The organism is Streptomyces sp. NPDC021012 (assembly GCF_044333355.1).
In the GTDB taxonomy this organism is placed as follows: domain Bacteria; phylum Actinomycetota; class Actinomycetes; order Streptomycetales; family Streptomycetaceae; genus Streptomyces.
In genome coordinates this window covers 255,219-274,617 of sequence record NZ_JBIRQU010000009.1, presented here as the reverse complement: position 1 = coordinate 274,617, position 19,399 = coordinate 255,219, and the positions used below count along the sequence as shown (strand labels likewise).

The window sequence follows — 19,399 nt, the reverse complement described above, 5'->3', positions numbered from 1 at the left end:
CACCGCCGCCCTCCCCGGACCCCTGTTCCCCCTCCTGGCGCCCCCCGGCGCGTCCCCCTCGGGCCGTCAGCCGCGGTTGCGGGCGCGCGAGCGGGTCAGGGCGAGGACGCCGCCGCCCGCGACGAGGAGGGCCAGCGCTCCGCCCGCGATGTACGGGGTGGTGGAGCTGGAGCCGGTCTCGGCGAGGTTCTCGGTGGGCGTGGTACCGCCGTTGTTCGTCTTGATGCCGCCGGCGTCGCTCGGCTTGACCGAGGGCTGGTGCGTGGGCCGCTCGCTGGGCTGGTGCGTGGGCTGCCCGGTGGGCTTCTCGGTCGGTGCCGTGCCCTCGGGCGTCTCGCAGGTGGCCTCGGCGAGGGTCACCGTGCCGTCGACCTCGGCGACGCCGAGGTTCAGCGGGTTGACCTTCACCTTGAGTTCGAGGGCCGTGGCGGCGGCGGTGCGGGAGGTCGTGGAGGTACGGGAGAGGTCCAGGGTGACCTGGCCGACACCCGGCACACCGACCTGGGTCCGACCGCCGGCGGACAGGGTGGTCTTCTTGCCGAACACGGTCACGTGGCCGAGGACGTTGGACTGGGCGACCGGCTTCTTCCCCACCTCGCACAGCGCCTTGGACGTGACCTTCTCGACCTCGATGAGGGAGAGCAGCGGGATGCCGGGGACGTGGACCCGGGCCTTGACGAGGTTGACGTACCCCTCGGCCTTCTTCTCGTCCACGGTCGCGTCGGCGGTGGCGACGTCGGCCTTGAGGAGGTCGACCGGCTTCCCGCCCTCGGCTCCCTGCACCTTCACGGAGAGCGCGGTCTCGTTCTCGCTCTCCGGCGCCTCGACCTCGTTGAGGGAGGCCCGCACCGGCACGTTCACGGTCTTGCCGAGGAGTGAGACGTCGAGTCCGGCCCGCAGCACGGCGGCGGTGGCGTGCCCTTCGCCACCCGTGGCGCGCGCCGCCGGGGCCGCGAGGAGCACGGGGCCGACGGCCAGGGCGGCGACGGTCGCGGCGGCGGCGGAGCGGCGTACGGGCAGGCGGAAGGTGTTGCTGTTCAAGATGGTGGAACCCCCACAGGAGACATGGCGTCGCCGGCCGCTCACCACGGGGACGGTGGGTCGGCACGGCCTCGGCGACTTGAGACACCGGAATCTTTACGCACGGAGAGTGAACTGGCAGTTGCCTGACGTGAGTTCACTCCAAAGGGGGGTTTCCGCGTTCATTTTCGATTTTTCTCCATACAACCATTCCCGGTTGCCCCGTGCGTTTCGCACGGGGCGGCGCGCACGGGAGGGGTGAGAACGATTCGAGCCGGTCCGGGGTCACGGATCGTCAACCCGGCGACGAGGGTGGATCCCGGACTCCTGTAGGCTAATTTAGGCCAGCCTAACCTAACCCCGAAGGGTCTCCGTGAGCATCGAGGTCTACCGGGACGCCTGGGGCGTCCCCCATCTGAGGGCCACGGACCCGGACGAACTCGCCTTCGCCCAGGGCCGGGTCACCGCCCGCGACCGCGCCTGGCAGCTGGAGGTCGAGCGGCACCGGGCCCAGGGCACCACCGCCGCCTTCCTCGGCGCCGCCGAGCTCGGCTGGGACTCCTTCGCCCGGCGGGCCCGGCTCGCCGACACCGCCCGCCGCTGCTCCGCACGGCTGGAGGAGACCGACGCGCCGACGGCCGCGTGGGTACGCGCGTACGTGGACGGGGTCAACGACGGCCTCGCCGAAGGCGCCGCCCGCGCCCCCGAGTTCGCGAGGACCGGCCTCGCGCCCGGCCGCTGGGAGCCGTGGACCCCGCTCGCCGTCTGGCTCTCGACCCACATCCTCTTCGCCGGCTTCCCCACCAAGCTGTGGCGGGACGAGGTCGCCCGGCGGCTCGGCGAGGAGTGGACGGAGCTGTTCGCGACCGACGGCCCCGGCACCGCCGGCTCCAACGGCTGGGTCGTCGCCGGCGGACGGACCGCGAGCGGGGCGGCCCTCGTCGCCGGCGACCCGCACCGGTTCATCGAGGCGCCGGGCGTCTACCAGCAGATCCGCCTCTCCTGCCCCGCCTACGACGTGGTGGGCCTCGCCGTCCCCGGCGTCCCCGGCCTCGCCCACTTCGGCCACACCGGCCCGGTCGCCTGGGCCATCACCAACGCCATGGCCGACTACCAGGACCTGTACCGCGAACACCTGCGCCGACTCCCCGACGGAACCGTGGAGGCCCTCGGCCCCGACGGCTGGTCCCCGGCCTCCGCCCACACGGAGACGATCGAGGTCGCGGACGCGGAACCGGTGACGATCGAGGTGATCGAGACGGCCCGGGGACCGGTCGTCATCGACACGGCCGACGGGCCCGGGGCGGGCGCCCCGATGGATGGCGACGGGTCCGGGGCCGGGACCTCGGCGGTGAACGGCCAGCCTCCGGCCGGGACCTCGACGCTGGGTGGCGAGCCCCGGGACGGCGCCTCGGCGGTGAACGGCCAGCCCCCGGCCGGCACCTCGGCGGTCGGGACCTCGGTGGTCGGCGGTGAGAGCCGGGGCGGCTCGCCCGTGTGGGAGGCACTCGCTCTGCGGTACCCGCCCCGGGTCACCGGGGAGCTCGGTTTCGGGGTGCTGCCCGCGCTGCTGCGCGCCCGGACCGTCGCCGATGTGGACGCGGCCCTCGACGGCTGGGTCGAGCCGGTGAACGTCGTCCTGGCCGCCGACACCGGGGGCGGCCTCCTGCACCGGGTCGCCGGCCACGTGCCCGTACGGGACCGGGCCAACTCCCTGCGGATCGTGCCCGCCTGGGATCCGGCGCATGCCTGGGCCGACGCCCCGGCGCCGCTGCCCCGCGCCGAGGTCCGCGGCCACGCCGTCATGGCCAACGCGCGGGGCCTGGCCGCGCCCCTGGGCGTCGAGTTCGCCCCGCCGCACCGGGCGGCCCGGATCGACGCGCTGCTCGGCGCCTCGGCGGCCTGGACACCGGAGACGACGGCGGCGATCCACTCGGACACCGACAACCCCTCGGCGGCCCGCCTCCTGGAGGCGGTACGACGCGTGGGCGAGCGACCGGGGCGGCCCGGGGCGGACGAACCCCACGGCCACGGCTCAAGCGCACCGCACTCGCCCGACGCAAGCGGCGCCCACCGCGGCCGGGCCCCGCGGCTCTCCCCCGCCGGCGCCCGCGTCCGGGAGCGGCTGCTGGCGTGGGACCGGCGGATGGAGGCGGACAGTACCGGCGCCGGTCTGTACGCGGCCGTGCGGGGGGCCGTCGTGCGGCGGCTCGCCGGGCACGAGGCGTTCGCGGGGCTGCGGGAACCCGGGCCGTACCCCGAGCTGTTCCGGCCCTGGCTCGCGCTCGGGCCGCGGGTCGCCTTCGCCCTGGAGACCCTGCTGGTGGCCGGGCCCGTGCCCGCCGGGGACGTCGACCGGATCGTGCGGGAGGCGCTCGACGAGGTCGGCGCGGGCGAGCCGCCCGCCGCCTGGGGCGTGACGCACCGGCTCGCGCCCTGGCAGGCGCTGCCCGACCCGGGCGACCAGCGGTGGCCGGGGCTCGGCGGGGACCACGACTGCGTGCTCTCCACGTCCAGCGTGCCCGGGTGGACCGACCGCAGCGCCCGCGCCTCCGCCGCCCGCTACGTCTGGGACCTCGCCGACCGGGAGCGGAGCCGCTGGATCGTGCCCTTCGGCGCGTCCGGCGTCCCCGGCGACCCGCACCACCTCGACCAACTCCCCCTGTGGCTGCGGGGCGAACTCGCCCCCGTCACCACCGACTGGAACCGTCTCACCGAGGAGCAGGGATGACCACCCCCGAACACGTCCACGTCCAGACCGTCGAGGGCTTCGGCACCGTCACGGTCCGGCCCGTCGACCCCGACGGAGACGCGCCGCTCCTGCACGGCTGGGTCAACGAGGAACGGGCCCGTTTCTGGGGGATGGTCGGGACGACCGTGGAGCAGGTGCGGGACGTCTACGCGCACCTCGACTCGCTCAGCACCCACCACGGCTTCCTGATCGCCCGGGACGGCGAGCCGGTGGCCCTCTTCCAGACGTACGACCCCGGGGCCGACCGCGTGAGCGAGTGCTACGAGGTGCGGCCCGGGGACATCGGCGTGCATCTGCTCGTCGCGCCCGGTCTCGCCCCGGAACCCGGTTTCACGGGCCGGCTGCTGACCGCGCTGGTCGCCTTCTCCCTGAAGGAGCACGCGCGGGTCGTGGTCGAGCCGGACGCCGCCAACGAGAAGGCGATCGCCCGGCTCGTGCGGGCCGGTTTCGAGCTGGGGCCCGAGGTCGTGCTGCCGGAGGTGGACCTGCCGGAGGTGTTCATCCCCGAGAAGCGGGCCCGGCTCGCCTTCCTGAGCCGCTGAACGGGCCGCTGGACGAGCCGACGAACGGGCCGCCGAACGCCCGGACGCCCCCGGCGTTCAGCCCACGACCCGCCCGTTGACGACGACCCGCCGCGGCGCCGCCAGGACGCGGACGTCCGCGCGCGGGTCCTCGCCGTAGACGACGAGGTCGGCCGGGGCGCCCTCCTCCAGGGAGGGGCGGCCCAGCCAGGCCCTGGCCCCCCAGGCGGTGGCCGCGAGCGCGTCGACCGGCGGGATGCCGGCCTTGGTGAGCTCCTCGACCTCCTCCGCGACCAGGCCGTGGGCGAGGGAGCCGCCCGCGTCGGTGCCGACGAAGACGGGCACGCCCGCGTCGAAGGCGGCGCGGACGGTGTCGTACCGGCGCTCGTGGAGCCGGCGCATATGGGCCGACCAGCGGGGGAACTTCGCCTCGCCGCCGTCGGCGAGGTGCGGGAAGGTCGCGATGTTCACCAGGGTCGGGACGATCGCGACGCCGCGCTCGGCGAAGAGCGGGATCGTCTCCTCGGTGAGCCCGGTCGCATGCTCGATGCAGTCGATGCCCGCCTCGACGAGGTCCCGGAGCGAGTCCTCGGCGAAGCAGTGCGCGGTGACCCGGGCGCCGAGCCGGTGCGCCTCCGCGATGGCCGCCTCGACCTCGGCGCGCGGCCAGCAGGCCGTGAGGTCGCCCGCCTCGCGGTCGATCCAGTCGCCGACGAGCTTGACCCAGCCGTCGCCCCGGCGGGCCTCGCGGCCGACGTACGCGACGAGGTCGGCGGGCTCGATCTCGTGGGCGTAGTTGCGGATGTACCGGCGGGTGCGGGCGATGTGCCGGCCCGCCCGGATGATCTTCGGGAGGTCCTCGCGGTCGTCGATCCAGCGGGTGTCGGAGGGCGAGCCCGCGTCCCGGATGAGCAGGGTGCCGGCGTCCCGGTCGGTGAGGGCCTGCTTCTCGCTGGTGGCCTCGTCGACGGGGCCGTGCCGGTCGAGGCCGACGTGGCAGTGGGCGTCGACGAGGCCGGGGAGCACCCAGCCCTCGACGGTCACGGCCTCGGCGGCGGGCCGCTCGAAGGTGATCCGCCCGTCGACGCACCACAGTTCGTCGCGGACGTCCTCCGGGCCGACGAGCACCCGCCCCTTCACGTGCAGCACCTCGTGATCGCTCATACCGGCACTCTACGAGCCGTGTCGAGGGCGCGGGTCACGGGCGCCAGTCGGCCTCCAGGTCGTGCGAGCCGGTCTTGGTGAGCTGCTTGAGGCCGGTGCCGTCGGCGCGGACCAGGAAGAGGTGCTCGGGGTCGGCGTCGTCGGTGCCGCCGCGGGTGAAGACCAGGCGTCTGCCGTCCGGCGACCAGGAGGGGAACTTGTCGTTGGCCTGCCCCGAGGTGATGGGGGTGGTCCCCGAGCCGTCGGGGCGGACGGAGTAGAGGTGGGTGAAGCCGGTGCCGTCCGCCCGGCTGAAGACGATCCGGTTGCCGCGCGACCAGTCGGGCGTCCAGTCCTGGGAGAAGGACAGGGTGATCGGCGTCTGGACCAGGGTGGACAGCTGGATCCGCAGCAGCCGGCTGTGTCCGGCCGCGTCCGCGCGGCTGTACGCCAGGTTCTTGCCGTCCGGGGACCACGTCGGGTGGAACTCGTCCTCCGGGGTGTGGGTGAGGCGGGTGGTGGGGGTGCCGTCGACGTCGGCGACGTAGATCTCGCGCTGGCCGTCGACGGGCTTGGAGTAGGCGATCCTCTTGCCGTCCGGGGACCACGCGGGGTCGGAGGCGTCCGTGGTGCCGGGCACGGCCTTGAGGTCGCCGCCCGCGGAGTTCATCGTCCAGATGCCGTTGATCGCGCCCCCGGCGCCGTACCGCAGGAACGCCACCCGCTTGCCGTCCGGGGACCAGCTGGGCATCACGTCGCTGACGTCGGGGGTGTGGGTGAGCTTGACGGCCCCGCCGCCGAGCGGGGAGATCCCGTACAGGTCCTCGACGGGGGCCGTCGCGTCGTAGCGGGCGAAGACGATCGGGTGGCCGATCGCCGACCACGCGGCGGCGGCCGTGGCCGCCGCGCCGGCCGCGCCGGACGTCACCACCGCCCCCGTCGCTCCCGCGTCTCCCGCGGCGCCGAGGGTCAGCGGTGCGGTGACGGCGAGCGCGGCGGCGGCCACCGCCGCCCGGCGCAGTCGCGCTCCGTCGTTCACGCCTGTTCTCCCGTGTCCGGCCATGGTCTCCACCCCGTTCGTCCAGGCGGCATCGTGCGGCGCCGCTCCGGCCCGCAACATCCCACCGACGGGGCACCGGGGGAAGGGCGGGAGCCCATCGGTACGGGCCCTGTGACACGTTCCGCACACCGCCGTGACGGCGCACGGGGCTGCACCGCCCGGCGGCGGGCGGAGCGCTTACGCTGGCACGAGCCTCATCCCGATGTATGCGACACGCATGCGACACCGAAGAAGGAACCCCGTGACCGTGACACATCCGCTGCTGGACCTGGCCCCGCTGACCGCCGCGCACTTCGCGTCCATCGAGCGCCGGGTGGCCGCCCTGCTCTCCACGGAGCAGGACGTGGTGATCACCCAGGGCGAGGCGCTGCTGCCCCTGGAGGGATGCATCCGCAGCGGCGCGCGGGCCGGTTCGACCGCGCTGAACGTCGTCACCGGTCCGTACGGCCAGACCTTCGGGAACTGGCTGCGGGACTGCGGGGCGACCGTGGTCGACCTGGAGGTGCCGTTCCACACGGCGGTGACGGCGGAGCAGGTGGAGCGGGCGCTCGCCGAGCACCCGGAGATCGACTTCGTGTCGCTCGTGCACGCGGAGGCGGCGACCGGCAACACCAACCCGGTGGCGGAGATCGGCGAGGTCGTGCGGGCGCACGGCGCGCTGTTCTACCTGGACGCGGTGGCGTCGATCGGCGCCGAGCCGGTGCTGCCGGACGCCTGGGGCGTGGACATGTGCATCATCGGCGCGCAGAAGGCGATGGGCGGCCCCGCGGGCGTGTCGGCGGTGTCGGTGAGCGCCCGTGCCTGGGAGCGGTTCGCCGCCAACCCGGCCGCGCCGCGCCGCTCGTACCTCTCCCTCCTGGACTGGAAGGAGCGCTGGATCGACGGCGGCCGCAAGGCCCTGCTGCACGCTCCGGCGCAGCTGGAGATGCTGGCCCTGGAGGCCTGTGTGGAGCGGATCGAGGCCGAGGGCCTGGACGCGCTGATGGCCCGGCACGCCTCGGCGGCGGCCGCGACCCGCGCGGGCGCGCTGGCCCTGGGCGGCGGGCTCGAGCCGTACGTGTACGAGGCGAAGGACGCGGCTCCGGTGGCGACGACGCTGCGCGTGCCGGCGGGCCTGGACGCCTCGGAGCTGGTGGCGAAGGCCCTCGCGGCCGATCCGTCGCTGCCGCTGATCGCGGGCGGCGGGGCGCTCGCCAAGGAGATGATCCGGGTCAACCACTACGGGGTGGACGCGACGCCGGGGGCCGTGCAGTCCTCGCTCGCGGCCCTGGGCGCGGCGCTCGGCGAGTCGGGCCGCGCGGTGGACCTGGAGGCCGCGCGCCGGGCGGTCACCGGCGCCTGGGCGTAGTCCGTACGTCCGAAGGGCGGGGTCCGGTGCCGGACCCCGCCCTTTCGCATGCCCGGACGGTCGTGCCCGGACGGGTCTACAGCGCGGGGTAGTCGGTGTAGCCGCGGTGGTCGCCGCCGAAGAAGGTGGCGCGGTCCGGGGTGTTGTACGGGCCGCCGGCCAGCAGCCGGGCGGGCAGGTCGGGGTTGGCGAGGAACAGCGCGCCGTACGCGAGGACGTCGGCGGTGCCGTCCTCGATCAGGGCCAGGGCCTCGGGGCCGGTGGGGCCGTCGGTGGCCGGGTTGAGGACGAGGGTGCCGGAGAAGCGCTTGCGCAGGGCGTGGGTCAGCTCGCGGACCTCGGGGACGGGCTCCGTGATGTGCAGGTAGGCGATGCCGACCGGCTCGATCGCGTCGACGAGGGCGGTGTAGGTCTCCTCGGTGTCGCTCTCGGAGATGTCGTTGTACACGTTGGCCGGGGAGATCCGCAGGCCGGTGCGCTCGGGTCCGATCTCGGCCGCGACGGCCTTGACGGTCTCGACGGCGAACCGGATGCGGTTCTCGACCGGGCCGCCCCATTCGTCGGTGCGCTGGTTGGAGCCGGTGGCGAGGAACTGCTGGACGAGGTAGCCGTTGGCGCCGTGGATCTCGACGCCGTCGAAGCCGGCCTCGATGGCGTTGCGGGCGGCGGAGGCGAAGCCGGCGATCGCCTCGCGCACCTGGTCGCCGGTGAGCTCGCGCGGGGTGACGTAGTCCTTGGGGCCCTCGTGGGTGTAGACCTGCCCGGCGGCGGCGATCGGCGAGGGGCCGACGGGGTGGAGGTCGCCGGCGAGGAGGTCGGGGTGGCCGATCCGGCCGGTGTGCATGAGCTGGGCGAAGATCCGTCCGCCGCGCTCGTGGACGGCGGCGGTGACCTCGCGCCAGGCGGCGATCTGCTCGCGGCTGTGCAGTCCGGGGGTGTCGGGGTAGCCCTGGCCCTCGGGGACCGGCTGGGTCCCCTCGGTGATGATGAGGCCGGCGGAGGCGCGCTGGGCGTAGTACTCGACGGTGGCCGCGGTGGGGGTGCCGTCCTGGCCGTTGGCGCGGCTGCGGGTCATCGGGGCCATCGCGATGCGGTTGGCGAGGCGGGTTCCGGCGAGGTCGACGGGGTCGAAGGCAGTGGTCACGGCACATTCCTCACATGAAATATGTGGTCGGCCAACTAATCGGGCCGCTGCCACTGTAACCCCCATTCCTTGGCCAGCCAAGGTAATCTTGTGAAGAGCCGTCCCGAGGAGCCCCCATGCCTGGAACCGACCCCGTCTGTACCACCCGGCCCACCGGGCCGCGCCCCTCCGCCGCCTGCGCCGGAACCGTCAGCGAGTCCCTCGCGCGGGTCGCGCGGCTCCACCGGAGCGCCATGGGCCGGCGGCTGAAGGACCTCGGCCTCTACCCGGGCCAGGAGCTGATGATGATGCGCCTGTGGGACTGCGGGGCGGCCCGCCAGTCGGAGCTCATCCAGTCCCTCGGCCTCGACCCCTCCACGGTGACGAAGATGCTCCAGCGCATGGAGCAGTGCGGATACGTCCGCCGCAGCCCGGACCCGGCCGACCGGCGCGCGGTCCTCGTCGAGGCGACGGAACAGGGCCTGGCCCTGCGCGCCGGGGTCGAGGGCGCCTGGGCCGACCTGGAGGAGAGCACCCTCGCCGGGCTCGCCCCGGCCGACCGGGCGGAGCTCGCCCGCCTGCTCGGCCTCCTGGACGGGAACCTGAGCGAGGAGGAGGGCGACTGCCCGCCCGGCCCGGGCGCCGTCTGCTGAAGCGCGGCGCGCCGCCGAACCGCGGCGCGCCGCCCGCTCAGCCCGCCAGGACCTCCAGGACGCGGTCCACGTCCGCCGCCGTGTTGTACAGGTGGAAGGAGGCCCGCAGGTTGCCCGCGCGGGCCGAGAGCAGGACGCCGGCCTCGCGCAGGGCGTCCGCCCGGTCGCCGAGGCCGGGGACGGCGACGACCGTCGAGTCGTCCGTGACCGGCGCGTGCCCGAGGGCGAGGAGCCCGGAGCGGAAGCGGGCCGCGAGCCCCTTGTCGTGGGCCTCGATCCGCTCGATGCCGATCTCCTCCAGGAGGGCGAGCGAACGGGCCGCCCCGTGGTACGAGAGGAAGGCCGCCGGCTCGTCGAACCGGCGGGCGGAGCGGGCCAGTTCACGGACCGGGCCGTAGCTGTTCACCCACAGCTCCTCGCCCGTGACCCAGCCCGCGTGGATGGCGAGGAGCGAGTCCTGCGCCTCCTCGGTGACGGTCAGGAAGGACGCCCCGCGCGGACAGAGCAGGTACTTGTAGCCGCCGGCGACCGTGTAGTCCCACTCCCCCGCGCGCAGCGGCAGCCAGCCCGCCGACTGGGTGGCGTCCATGAGGGTGCGCGCGCTGTGGGCGGCCGCCGCCTCCCGTATCGCCGCGAAGTCGGCCGTGCGCCCGTCCGCCGACTGCACGGCGGAGAAGGCGACGAGCGCGGTCCCGGGCCGCACGGATTCGGCGAGCCGCTCCAGGGGCGCGAAGCGGACCTTGAGGTCGCCCCGGATCGTGAAGGGGGTGATGACGGAGGAGAAGTCGCCCTCGGGGAAGAGGACCTCGGACCCGGTGGGCAGCGACTGGGCGATCATTCCGCAGTGCACCGCGACCGAGCTGCCCACGGCGACGCGCTCGGGGGCCACCCCGGCGATCCGGCCGAAGGCGGCACGGGCCTCGTCCACGAGGTCGAAGTCGCCGGCGCCGCCGGGACGGCCGTCGGCGGTCTCCTCGGCGAGGAGGGTGACCGCCTCGACGGTCCGGCGGGGCAGCAGTCCGCAGGCGGAGGTGTTCAGATACGTCTTCTTGGGCGCGAACTCGGCGCCGCCGAGCGGCTGGTCGAGCGACCGGTCAAGGGAATCCATGTCCCCACCCTGGGTTCCCCACGATCACCCGTCAATGGCGATCCGACCGTGGGGAAAACCCAGGACGCGCTTGTCTCCGCAGGTCGGAAGCGGTGAGGCGGGTCGGAGGCTCAGGCCTGCGGGACCTCGCAGGCGCCGTCCGGGCCGCAGACCTCCGCGTCGGAGCCGACCGGCTGGAGGACGCGGCCCTGCCAGGCCTGCTCCAGGGCCTGGGTGAAGACCTCGGCGGGCTGGCCGCCGGAGACGCCGTAGCGGCGGTCGAGGACGAAGAACGGCACGCCGTTGGCGCCGAGTTCGGCGGCCTCGCGCTCGTCCGCCCGTACGGCGTCGGCGTACGCGGTCTCGTCGGCGAGGACGGCCCGGACCTCGGCCTCGTCGAGACCCGCCTCCACGCCGAGGGCCACCAGGGTCTCGGCGTCGAAGACGGAGCGCTCCTCGGCGAAGTTGGCCCGGTAGGCCAGGTCCAGGAGCTCGTTCTGACGGCCGCGCTCCTTGGCGAGGTGCAGGAGCCGGTGGATGTCGAAGGTGTTGCCGTGGTCGCGGCCGTCGGTGAGGTAGTCGAGGCCTTCGGAGTGCGCGTTCGACGCGACGTGCGCCTCCATGGCGCGGGCCTCGTCGAGGGTGCGGCCGTACTTCTTCGCCAGCATCTCCAGGACCGGGCCGGTGTCGCCCTTGGCGCGGTGCGGGTCGAGCTCGAAGGAGCGGTGCACGACCTCGACGTCGTCGCGGTGGGCGAAGGCCGCGAGCCCCTTCTCGAAGCGGGCCTTGCCTATGTAGCACCAGGGGCAGGCGATGTCGCTCCAGATCTCGACGCGCATGTGACTTCTCTCCGAGGGGTTCCGATGGGGTGTACCGCAGGGGGAACGCGCGCGCCGGTCCGGTTCATTCCGTTTCCGGCCCCGGTGTGAGGCGCGGCACCATGCGGTTGAAGGAGGCCCGGTAGGCGCTCGGGGTGAGGCCGGTGCGGCGCAGGAGGTGCTGCCGGAGGGAGTCCGCCGTGCCGAGGCCGCTCGCGCGGGCCAGCCGGTCCATGGGGAGGGTGGTGGTCTCCAGGAGCTCCTTCGCCCGCTCGACGCGCTGGTGGAGCAGCCACTGGAGCGGGCTGACACCGGTCTCCGCGTGGAAGCGGCGGGAGAGGGTGCGCACGGAGACCCCGGCATGCCGGGCGAGGTCGCCGAGGCCGAGGGGTTCGTCGAGGTGTTCCATCGCCCACGCGCGCGTGTCGGCGAAGGAGACCCCGCGCTCGGGCGGCAGCGGGGTCTGGGTGAACTGGGTCTGGCCGCCGGGCCGGACGGGCGCGACGAGGGCGAGCCGGGCCACGGCGTTGGCGACGGCGGCGCCGTGGTCGGTGCGGATGACGTGGAGGCAGAGGTCGATGCCCGCCGCGTACCCGGAGGAGGTGAGCACGGGGCCGTCCTGGACGAAGAGGACGTCGTCCTGGAGGTCGACGGCGGGGTGCCGGGCGGCGAGCAGCGGCCGATAGGCCCAGTACGTCGTCGCCGCCCGGCCGTCGAGCAGTCCGGCCTCGGCGAGCGCGAAGGCGCCGGTGCAGATGGAGGCGATCCGCTTGCCGGCGCCGGCGGTCGCGCGCAGGACGTCGAGGACGCGCGGGTCGGGGTCCGTGTACGCGCCGCTGCCCGCGAGGATCACGGTGTCCGCCCCCTCGACCGCGTCGAGCCCGCGCGGGACGACCAGGTCGAGGCCGCCGGTGGTGGTGACGGGCCCCGGGTCGGGGGCGCAGATGACCGTCTCGTACCCGGGCCCGCCGTCGATCTCGACCTTGCCGAAGAGCATCTCCGGGATGGCCAGGTTGAACATCGAGACGGGCGGGGCGGCGATCACGGCGACGCGCTGGACGCCCCGGACGCGGGACTCGACGGTCATGGCCAGAACCTCCGGTCGTATGGCATTCCAGCCACTACTGTACGGGTCCGCAGGTCACGAAGCTGGACCCATGTCCTCAACAGCCCTCACCAAGGCCCCCGTTGTCCGTCGCGACGCCCCCTCCGCCTCCCCCGGCCCGGCCCTCGCCGCCGCCATGCTCGGTTTCGCCCTCATCACCCTCGACACCTCCGTCGTGAACGTCGCCCTGCCCGCGATCGGCGCCGACCTGCGGGTCGGGATGACGGGCCTGCAATGGGTGGTCGACGCGTACACGCTGGCCTTCGCCGCGCTGCTGCTCTCCAGCGGGGCGCTCGCCGACCGGGTCGGGGCGAGCAGGGCGTACGGGGCGGGGGTCGTCGTCTTCACCCTCGCCTCGGCCGCCTGCGGCCTGGCCCCCGGCCTCCCCGGGCTCCTGGCGGCCCGGACGGTGCAGGGCGCGGCAGCGGCCGTGATGCTGCCGGCCTCGCTCGCCCTCGTACGGGAGGCGTACGGCGATCCCGGGCGGCGGGCCCGCGCGGTGTCGCTGTGGGCGGCGGGCGGCACGGTGGCGGTGGCCCTCGGCCCGGTCGCGGGCGGGGCGCTGACCACGGCCTGGAGCTGGCGCGGGATCTTCTTCATCAACCTGCCCCTCGGGCTCCTCGCGCTCGCCCTGCTGACCCGGGTCGCGCGTTCGGAGCGCCGGTCGGCCCCGCTGGACCTGCCGGGGCAGCTGACCGCGATGGCGGCGCTCGGGGCGCTGACCTTCGCCGCGATCGAGGGCGGCGCGGAGGCCTGGTGGGCGCTGGGGGTCGCGCTGGTGTCCTTCGCCGCGTTCCTGCTGATCGAGGCGCGGCGGCGGCATCCGATGGTCCCGCTCGGGCTGTTCCGGAACACGACGGTCGCGGTGGCGGTGTTGGCGGGCTCGGCGAACAGCGTGGCCTTCTACGGGATGGTCTTCGTGTTCGGCCTCTTCTTCCAGCAGGTCCTCGGGCTCTCGGCGCTCGGCGCGGGGCTGATGTTCCTGCCGATGACGGGGCTGCTCGCCGGGGTGAACATCCTGTCGGCGAGGGTGGCGGCGCGGTACGGGGCGCGTCTGCCGATCGTCCTGGGCCAGGTGGTCGCCGTGGCCGGGCTCCTCGGCCTGCTCACCGTGGACGCGGACTCCTCGCGGGTGGCGCAGGCCCTGCTCCTCGTGCCGCTGGCGCTCGGGGCCGGCTTCTCCCTGCCGCCGCTGATCGCGGCGATGATGGAGGCCGTCCCGGCGGAGCGGGCGGGCACCGCGGCGGGCCTCCTGAACGCGATCCGGCAGACGGCGGGCGCGCTCGCGATCGCGGTCTTCGGCTCGCTCGCGGCCCGGGGCTTCGACACGGCGCTCCCGACGACCCTGCTGATCAGCGCCGGCCTGCTGACCCTGACCACCCTGGTCTCGCTGCGGCTGCCGCGCCGTCGGAGCCGTTGAGGGCCGGGGCGTGCCGCGCCGGGGCGACACGGCCAGGCCGCCCTCCGGGGGAGAGGACGGCCTGGGGCGTGGACGGGGCGGGCGCGTCGCGCTCCGGACCCCTTGCGGGCGGGCGTTACCTGGAGCAGGTCTCCTGGGTGACCTTGCCGCCCGCGGTGGCGGCGGTGGCCGGATCCATCGACAGGCACAGGCCCGTCCAGTTGTTGATGAACTGGTAGGCCGGCCGGGACCCCGTCGCGGTGGCGAGCTTGGTCGGGATGATGTTCCACAGCTGGCTGCCGGAGAACCAGCGGGTCTCGCAGTCCCACCAGAAGAGCTGGGTGCCGGAGCCCGGCGGGGTGCCGTTGTTGTAGGGGACGGTCAGGCACTTGCCGTTGCTCGCCTTGATCCAGTAGTAGCCCTTGCCGTCGTACGTCGACGGCTTCTCGGCCCCCCACTGGTGGCTGCTGGGCGGGGTCGACTGGCACTCGCGCTGGGTGACCAGGCCGCCGGTCTTGGAGCTGTCGAACTCGGGGCCCCGGACCATGCAGCGGCCGTACAGGCTGTTGACGTAGGTCTTGTCGGCGTTGACCAGCCAGATCGTACGGTTGCCGCCCCTGACGGCGTTGTCGGCGTTGTGGTCGATGATCGCGTTGACCAGGCCCCAGCCGGGGAAGTCCGTCATGACGATGCCGACCCGGCCGGTGGTGCTGTTGAGGTGCTTCATCAGCTGGACGTTGACACCGGGTTCCTCGTGGACGATGTCACCGTTCTCGTTGCCCAGCTTCCAGCCGCCGGCGTAGTCGGACGGCAACAGGCCGAAGGGGGCCTTGGACGCGGACGAGTACGTCACGTACATGTCGCCGGGGCGGCCGGAGCGCGCCTGGTCGACGTTGCCCTTGACGTAGCCCCACTTCTCGGCGACGGTCTCCGCCGCCCAGTGGTCCTCCATGCGGTCGTTGAAGCCCTTGATCCCGTAGCCGTCGCTGTCGACGCTGTCGAAGCTGCCCAGGACCAGCTTGCCGCGGACCTGCCCGAGCGTCGGGACGTCCGCCCGGCCGGAACCCGACGTCGACGGCGCGTAGAAGAGGCCGGGGTACCTCGCCACATAGCCGGCGAAGATCGACCTGACCGTCGCCGGGGTCACCGACTTCGGGTCGTGCGCGCAGTCGAAGGCACCCGCGCCCGAGTAGGGGCATTCGGACTTCAGACGCATCACGATCGTCTCGGTCGGATGCGCGCGGAGGAAGGACTGCGCCTTGGTCAGGACGTCGTCGAAGTTGGCCTGCTGGTAGTACACGGCGTGGTGGATCGTGAAGGCCGAGCCCCCGGAGACCCGGGCCCGGATGTCGATGGCCCGGATGCCCCGCTCCAGCTGCGCCGTCAGGGTGTCCGCGCTGTCGCCCCAGTCCTCCTGCGTCTGCACGCTGGTGCCGTTGTGGATGGCGAGCGTGTCGTGGGTGCCGGGGATGGACATGTTCGACAGCGGGGTGTCGCTCGCGACGCCCCACATCCACTCGGCCCGGTCCGGCTGCCCGATGTTCCGGTAGGCGTCCTGGTTCGTCGAACCCGCCGCGTCGGCGGTGACGGGCGTCAGCAGCGCGGCTCCCAGGGCGAGACAGGCGGCCGTCATCAGGCCGGTCAGCCGGCGGGAGCGCCGGGGCGATCCGGCGCCCTTGGCGCGGGGGGTGGGGCGGGACATGAGACTCCAGTCCGGGTGAGGGGGGCGGTGCGGGGCCCAGTCTGGCCGCCACGACTGGCGTTCCACTGACGTTCCGCTAACGCCCTACGCACCCCTGCGGTAGCGACCGGGCGCCACCCCGTACTCCCGCTTGAAGGCCTTGGCGAAGGCGAACTCCGAGGAGTAGCCGGAGCGTTCGGCGATCGCGCGGAGGGGGAGGTCGTCGGAGCGGAGGAGGCGGCCGGCCGTGGTCATGCGCCACCAGGTGAGGTAGGCGAGGGGCGGGCGGCCGACGAGGGTGGTGAAGCGGCGGGCGAAGGCGGCGCGGGAGAGGCCGCCGAGCGCGCCGAGCTCCTCGACCGTCCACGCGCGGGCCGGGTCGCCGTGCAGGGCGCGCAGGGCGGCCGAGACGGCGGGGTCGCTCAGCGCGGCCGACCAGCCGGTGGAGCGGTCGGCGCGTTCGGTGAGCCACCAGGTGCGCAGCAGGTACAGGAGCAGCGTGTCGAGGAGCGCGGGGACGATCGCGTCGGAGCCCGGCTGGGGTTCGGCGAGTTCGGCGCCGAGGAGGTCGACGGCGACCCGCAGCCGGGGGTGGGCGCCGACCCGGGCGGGGAGGTGGACGTACGGCGGCAGCTCGGTGAGCAGGGGGTGGGCGTGGGCCCGGCTGAGCTGGTAGGCGCCGCAGAGCAGCAGGGTCTCGTCGGCGCCGACGGGCCCCCGGTGGGGCCGGGTGGGCCAGGAGCCGTCGGGGGTGGGCACCGCCTCGACGAGCGGGGTGTCGGGCCGGTCGGCGAGGCCGTGCCCAGTGGCGTGGGCGACGAGGACGACGTCACCGGGGCCGAGCCGGACGGGGGCGCCGTCGTCCGGGGGCAGCAGCCAGGCGGAGCCCTGGAGGACGACGTGGAATCCGGCGCCCATGCTCGGGGGGAAGCGGTAGCCCCAGGGGGCGAAGCGGACGGTGCGGGAGGAGTGCGGGCGTCCGGTGCGCATGACGGCGATGGCGTCGCTCAGTACGTCCATGGTCCGAACGGTAGCGCCCGAGACGATCGGACATGGCGGGAAGCCGGGGAGACATGGATCGTCTTCCCCGCCGCTCCTAACGTCAGGGGCATGACGACAACAGGCATGACGACGAAGGCGGTTCTGTTCCACGAGCTCGGCGGACCCGAGGTGCTGAAGGTCGAGGAGGTGCCGCTGCCGGCGCCCGGTCCCGGGGAGGTGCTGGTCCGGGTCGAGGCGATCGGGCTCAACCGCGCCGAGGCGCTGTTCCGCGCCGGCGCCTACTACTACCCGGCGACACTGCCGGGTTCGCGGCTCGGCTACGAGGCGGCGGGCGTGGTCGAGGCGGTCGGCGCGGGCGTCACGGCGTACGCCCCGGGCGACCCGGTGATGGCGGCGGCCAACTTCGACTTCGGGACGTACGGGGTGCACGCGGAGCGGGTGGTGCTCCCGGAGGAGTACGTGGTGGCCCGGCCCGAGGGGGTGGACGCGGTGACGGCGGCGGCGGTGTGGCTGAGCTACTTCACCGCGTACGGCGGGATGGTGCTGACCGGCGGTCTCGGCGCGGGCGAGCACGTGGTGATCACGGGGGCGTCCAGCTCGGTGGGCACCGCCGCGATCCAGGTCGCGCTGCGGGTCGGCGCGGTGCCGATCGCCACCACCCGGGGCGAGGGGAAGCGGAGGCGGCTCCTGGAGCTCGGGGCGGCGCACGTGATCGCCACGGACACCGAGGACCTGGTCGACGGGGTCCGGAAGGTCACCGGTGGCACGGGCGCCGACCTGGCCTTCGACGCGATCGGCGGGCCCGGCTTCGCCCGGCTCGGGGACGCGCTGCGGACCGGCGGCACCGCCGTGCTCTACGGCTGGCAGGACCCGCGGCCGGTCGAGCTGTCGCGGAACTGGCCGCTGACCACGCACACGTACGCGAACGGGGCGCTCGCCAGGACGGCGGAGGGTCGGCGGCGTGCGGCCGGGTTCATCGGCTCGGGGCTGCGGGACGGCTCCCTGGCGCCGGTGATCGCCGAGACCTTCGAGGGTCTGGAGCGGATCGCCGACGCCCACCGGCTGATGGAGTCGAACGCGCACCTCGGGAAGATCGTGGTCAGGCTCTGACCGTCAGCGCCTCGGGACTCCCAGCGGGTTGCCGTCGCGGAGCTCGGGCGGGAGGAGGTGGTCGGGCGTCGACTGGTACGTGACCGGGCGCAGCCAGCGCTCGATCGCGGTCGCGCCGACCGAGGTGGAGGTGGAGGTGGTGGCCGGGTAGGGGCCGCCGTGGTGCTGGGCGGGGGCGACGGCGACGCCGGTGGGCCAGCCGTTGACGAGGACGCGGCCGGCCAGCGGGGTGAGCTCGGCGAGCAGCGGGGCGGCCGCTGGATCCTCGGCGGCGTTCTCGGCGCTGTGCAGGGTGGCGGTGAGGTTGCCGGGGAGCAGGCCGAGGACGGCGGTCACCTCCTCGCGGGTGGAGTAGCGGGCGACGACGGTCACCGGTCCGAAGCACTCCTCCAGGAGGAGGTGGTGGCCGCCCCCGGTGAGCACGGCGGCGTCGACGGCGAGGATTCCGGCGCTGACCGTGTGGGCACTGCCGGCGCCGGGGGTGACCGGGGTGTCGACTCCGGCGAGCGCGGCGCGTTCGGCGACCCCGGCGACGAAGGCGTCCCGCATCCGGTGGTCGAGCATGACGGCCGGTTCGGTGTCGCTGACGGCGGCGGTGAGGGCGTCGAGGAAGCGGTCGCCGTCCTCGCCCCGGGGGGCGAGGACGAAGCCGGGCTTGGTGCAGAACTGGCCGGCGCCCTGGGTCATGGAGGCGGCGAGCCCCGCGCCGATCTCCTCGGCGCGCTCCGCGGCGGCGGCCTCGGTGACCACGACCGGGTTGAGGGAGCCGAGTTCGCCGTGGAAGGGGATGGGGACGGGCCGGGTGACGGCCGCGTCGAAGAGGGCGCGGCCGCCGCGGACCGAGCCGGTGAAGCCCGCCGCCGCGACGAGCGGGTGGCGGACGAGCTCCAGGCCCGCGTCGAAGCCGTGGACGAGGACGACGACGTCCTCGGGGAGTCCGGCCTTGGCGGCGGCCCGGCGCAGCAGGGAGGCGCAGAGCTCGGAGGTGGCCGGGTGGTCGGGGTGGGCCTTGACCACCACGGGGCAGCCGGCCGCGAGGGCGCTCGCGGTGTCGCCGCCGGGGACGGAGAAGGCGAGCGGGAAGTTGCTCGCGGCGTAGACGGCGACGACGCCCAGCGGGATCTTCCAGCGGCGCAGGTCGGCGCGGGGCGGGACGGCCCCGGGGTCCGGCGGGTCGATCCGGATGTCGAGGAAGGAGCCTTCCTCGACGACCTCGGCGAAGGACCGCAACTGGGCGGTGGTGCGGGCGAGTTCGCCGGTGAGCCGGACGGGTCCGAGGGCGGTCTCGGCGTCGGCCGCCTCGACGACGTGCTCGCCGGAGGCGTCGAGGAGGTCGGCGGCGGTACGGAGGAAGGCGGCCCGGACCGCCCGGTCGGCGAGCGCCCCCCGGGCGGCGTGCGCGGACCTGACGGCCTGGTCGACCTCCTCGGGGGTGGCCTCCACCGCGACCTGCTCGCGCGGCTTCCCCGTCCTGGGGTCCACGCTCCACACCGATTCCGCCGCCACCGTCACGCCCCTGTTCGCTATTCTGAACGCGGTTCCCGTAGATGAACGCGTTCCGGAGGGGACTCTATTGA

The 19,399-nt window shown here is 74.4% G+C and carries 16 protein-coding genes; 6 read left to right on the top strand and 10 right to left on the bottom strand.

From position 1 onward, the window contains the following. Window positions 1-66: 66 nt before the first annotated feature. Window positions 67-1,041: an SCO1860 family LAETG-anchored protein gene (locus tag ACH4TP_RS28315; RefSeq protein ID WP_398439469.1), complete on the bottom strand. Its 975-nt coding sequence runs from the start codon at window positions 1,039-1,041 to the stop codon at window positions 67-69. A 352-nt stretch (window positions 1,042-1,393) separates the two neighbouring features. On the opposite strand from ACH4TP_RS28315, the gene ACH4TP_RS28310 reads away from it, so the two are divergent. Further along, a complete protein-coding gene (locus ACH4TP_RS28310) occupies window positions 1,394-3,751 on the top strand; it encodes a penicillin acylase family protein (RefSeq protein WP_398439468.1) in 2,358 nt (785 codons plus the stop codon). Then, complete coding sequence (locus tag ACH4TP_RS28305; protein ID WP_389223455.1) at window positions 3,748-4,314, top strand: GNAT family N-acetyltransferase; 567 nt, start codon at window positions 3,748-3,750, stop codon at window positions 4,312-4,314. The genes ACH4TP_RS28310 and ACH4TP_RS28305 overlap by 4 nt, the downstream gene beginning before the upstream one ends. 57 nt (window positions 4,315-4,371) lie before the next feature. On the opposite strand, the gene ACH4TP_RS28300 is transcribed toward ACH4TP_RS28305, so the two are convergent. Both ACH4TP_RS28300 and ACH4TP_RS28295 read right to left on the bottom strand, forming a co-directional pair. Further along, a complete protein-coding gene (locus tag ACH4TP_RS28300) occupies window positions 4,372-5,457 on the bottom strand; it encodes an amidohydrolase family protein (protein ID WP_389223459.1) in 1,086 nt (361 codons plus the stop codon). Between the two features lie 34 nt (window positions 5,458-5,491). Continuing rightward, window positions 5,492-6,475, bottom strand: coding sequence for a hypothetical protein (locus ACH4TP_RS28295; protein ID WP_398177247.1), 984 nt, complete (start codon window positions 6,473-6,475; stop codon window positions 5,492-5,494). A gap of 268 nt (window positions 6,476-6,743) precedes the next feature. Between ACH4TP_RS28295 and ACH4TP_RS28290 the strand changes: the two genes are divergently transcribed. Then, window positions 6,744-7,844 carry a pyridoxal-phosphate-dependent aminotransferase family protein gene (locus ACH4TP_RS28290; RefSeq protein ID WP_389224228.1) on the top strand — a complete coding sequence of 367 codons (1,101 nt, stop codon included), beginning with the start codon at window positions 6,744-6,746 and terminating at the stop codon, window positions 7,842-7,844. Window positions 7,845-7,920: 76 nt separating this feature from the next. On the opposite strand, the gene ACH4TP_RS28285 is transcribed toward ACH4TP_RS28290, so the two are convergent. After that, entirely contained in the window at window positions 7,921-8,988 is a 1,068-nt protein-coding gene (locus tag ACH4TP_RS28285) for an alkene reductase (protein ID WP_398177250.1), read from the bottom strand. Between the two features lie 116 nt (window positions 8,989-9,104). Between ACH4TP_RS28285 and ACH4TP_RS28280 the strand changes: the two genes are divergently transcribed. Then, window positions 9,105-9,620, top strand: coding sequence for a MarR family winged helix-turn-helix transcriptional regulator (locus ACH4TP_RS28280; protein WP_398177253.1), 516 nt, complete (start codon window positions 9,105-9,107; stop codon window positions 9,618-9,620). Window positions 9,621-9,657: 37 nt separating this feature from the next. Here the strand turns inward: ACH4TP_RS28280 and ACH4TP_RS28275 are convergent, their stop codons facing one another. The 3 genes from ACH4TP_RS28275 to ACH4TP_RS28265 form a co-directional block, all read right to left on the bottom strand. Continuing rightward, entirely contained in the window at window positions 9,658-10,728 is a 1,071-nt protein-coding gene (locus ACH4TP_RS28275) for an aminotransferase class V-fold PLP-dependent enzyme (protein ID WP_398439467.1), read from the bottom strand. A gap of 110 nt (window positions 10,729-10,838) precedes the next feature. Continuing rightward, window positions 10,839-11,546, bottom strand: coding sequence for a DsbA family oxidoreductase (locus ACH4TP_RS28270; protein ID WP_389223475.1), 708 nt, complete (start codon window positions 11,544-11,546; stop codon window positions 10,839-10,841). 64 nt (window positions 11,547-11,610) lie between these two features. Further along, window positions 11,611-12,612 carry a GlxA family transcriptional regulator gene (locus ACH4TP_RS28265; RefSeq protein WP_389223478.1) on the bottom strand — a complete coding sequence of 334 codons (1,002 nt, stop codon included), beginning with the start codon at window positions 12,610-12,612 and terminating at the stop codon, window positions 11,611-11,613. Window positions 12,613-12,682: 70 nt separating this feature from the next. Between ACH4TP_RS28265 and ACH4TP_RS28260 the strand changes: the two genes are divergently transcribed. Further along, on the top strand, window positions 12,683-14,050 hold the full coding sequence (locus tag ACH4TP_RS28260) for an MFS transporter (RefSeq protein ID WP_398439466.1): 1,368 nt from the start codon (window positions 12,683-12,685) through the stop codon (window positions 14,048-14,050). 115 nt (window positions 14,051-14,165) lie between these two features. Here the strand turns inward: ACH4TP_RS28260 and ACH4TP_RS28255 are convergent, their stop codons facing one another. Together ACH4TP_RS28255 and ACH4TP_RS28250 are read right to left on the bottom strand one after the other, a co-directional pair. After that, window positions 14,166-15,731, bottom strand: coding sequence for a phosphatidylinositol-specific phospholipase C domain-containing protein (locus ACH4TP_RS28255; protein WP_398439465.1), 1,566 nt, complete (start codon window positions 15,729-15,731; stop codon window positions 14,166-14,168). Between the two features lie 84 nt (window positions 15,732-15,815). Continuing rightward, window positions 15,816-16,730 carry an AraC family transcriptional regulator gene (locus ACH4TP_RS28250; RefSeq protein ID WP_398439464.1) on the bottom strand — a complete coding sequence of 305 codons (915 nt, stop codon included), beginning with the start codon at window positions 16,728-16,730 and terminating at the stop codon, window positions 15,816-15,818. A gap of 90 nt (window positions 16,731-16,820) precedes the next feature. Between ACH4TP_RS28250 and ACH4TP_RS28245 the strand changes: the two genes are divergently transcribed. Beyond that, window positions 16,821-17,822, top strand: a complete 1,002-nt coding sequence (locus ACH4TP_RS28245) for a zinc-dependent alcohol dehydrogenase family protein (RefSeq protein WP_398439463.1) — start codon at window positions 16,821-16,823, stop codon at window positions 17,820-17,822. Between the two features lie 3 nt (window positions 17,823-17,825). Here the strand turns inward: ACH4TP_RS28245 and ACH4TP_RS28240 are convergent, their stop codons facing one another. Beyond that, window positions 17,826-19,328: an aldehyde dehydrogenase (NADP(+)) gene (locus ACH4TP_RS28240; protein WP_389224231.1), complete on the bottom strand. Its 1,503-nt coding sequence runs from the start codon at window positions 19,326-19,328 to the stop codon at window positions 17,826-17,828. Between the last annotated feature and the right edge of the window lie 71 nt (window positions 19,329-19,399).

Bases quoted from the DNA above. Each gene is read 5' to 3' on its own strand.
- ACH4TP_RS28280 (WP_398177253.1), top strand. From the start codon at position 9,105: ATGCCTGGAACCGACCCCGTCTGTACCACCCGGCCCACCGGGCCGCGC.
- ACH4TP_RS28250 (WP_398439464.1), bottom strand. From the start codon at position 16,730: ATGGACGTACTGAGCGACGCCATCGCCGTCATGCGCACCGGACGCCCG.
- ACH4TP_RS28255 (WP_398439465.1), bottom strand. From the start codon at position 15,731: ATGTCCCGCCCCACCCCCCGCGCCAAGGGCGCCGGATCGCCCCGGCGC.
- ACH4TP_RS28305 (WP_389223455.1), top strand. From the start codon at position 3,748: ATGACCACCCCCGAACACGTCCACGTCCAGACCGTCGAGGGCTTCGGC.
- ACH4TP_RS28300 (WP_389223459.1), bottom strand. From the start codon at position 5,457: ATGAGCGATCACGAGGTGCTGCACGTGAAGGGGCGGGTGCTCGTCGGC.
- ACH4TP_RS28270 (WP_389223475.1), bottom strand. From the start codon at position 11,546: ATGCGCGTCGAGATCTGGAGCGACATCGCCTGCCCCTGGTGCTACATA.
- ACH4TP_RS28260 (WP_398439466.1), top strand. From the start codon at position 12,683: ATGTCCTCAACAGCCCTCACCAAGGCCCCCGTTGTCCGTCGCGACGCC.
- ACH4TP_RS28275 (WP_398439467.1), bottom strand. From the start codon at position 10,728: ATGGATTCCCTTGACCGGTCGCTCGACCAGCCGCTCGGCGGCGCCGAG.
- ACH4TP_RS28265 (WP_389223478.1), bottom strand. From the start codon at position 12,612: ATGACCGTCGAGTCCCGCGTCCGGGGCGTCCAGCGCGTCGCCGTGATC.
- ACH4TP_RS28245 (WP_398439463.1), top strand. From the start codon at position 16,821: ATGACGACAACAGGCATGACGACGAAGGCGGTTCTGTTCCACGAGCTC.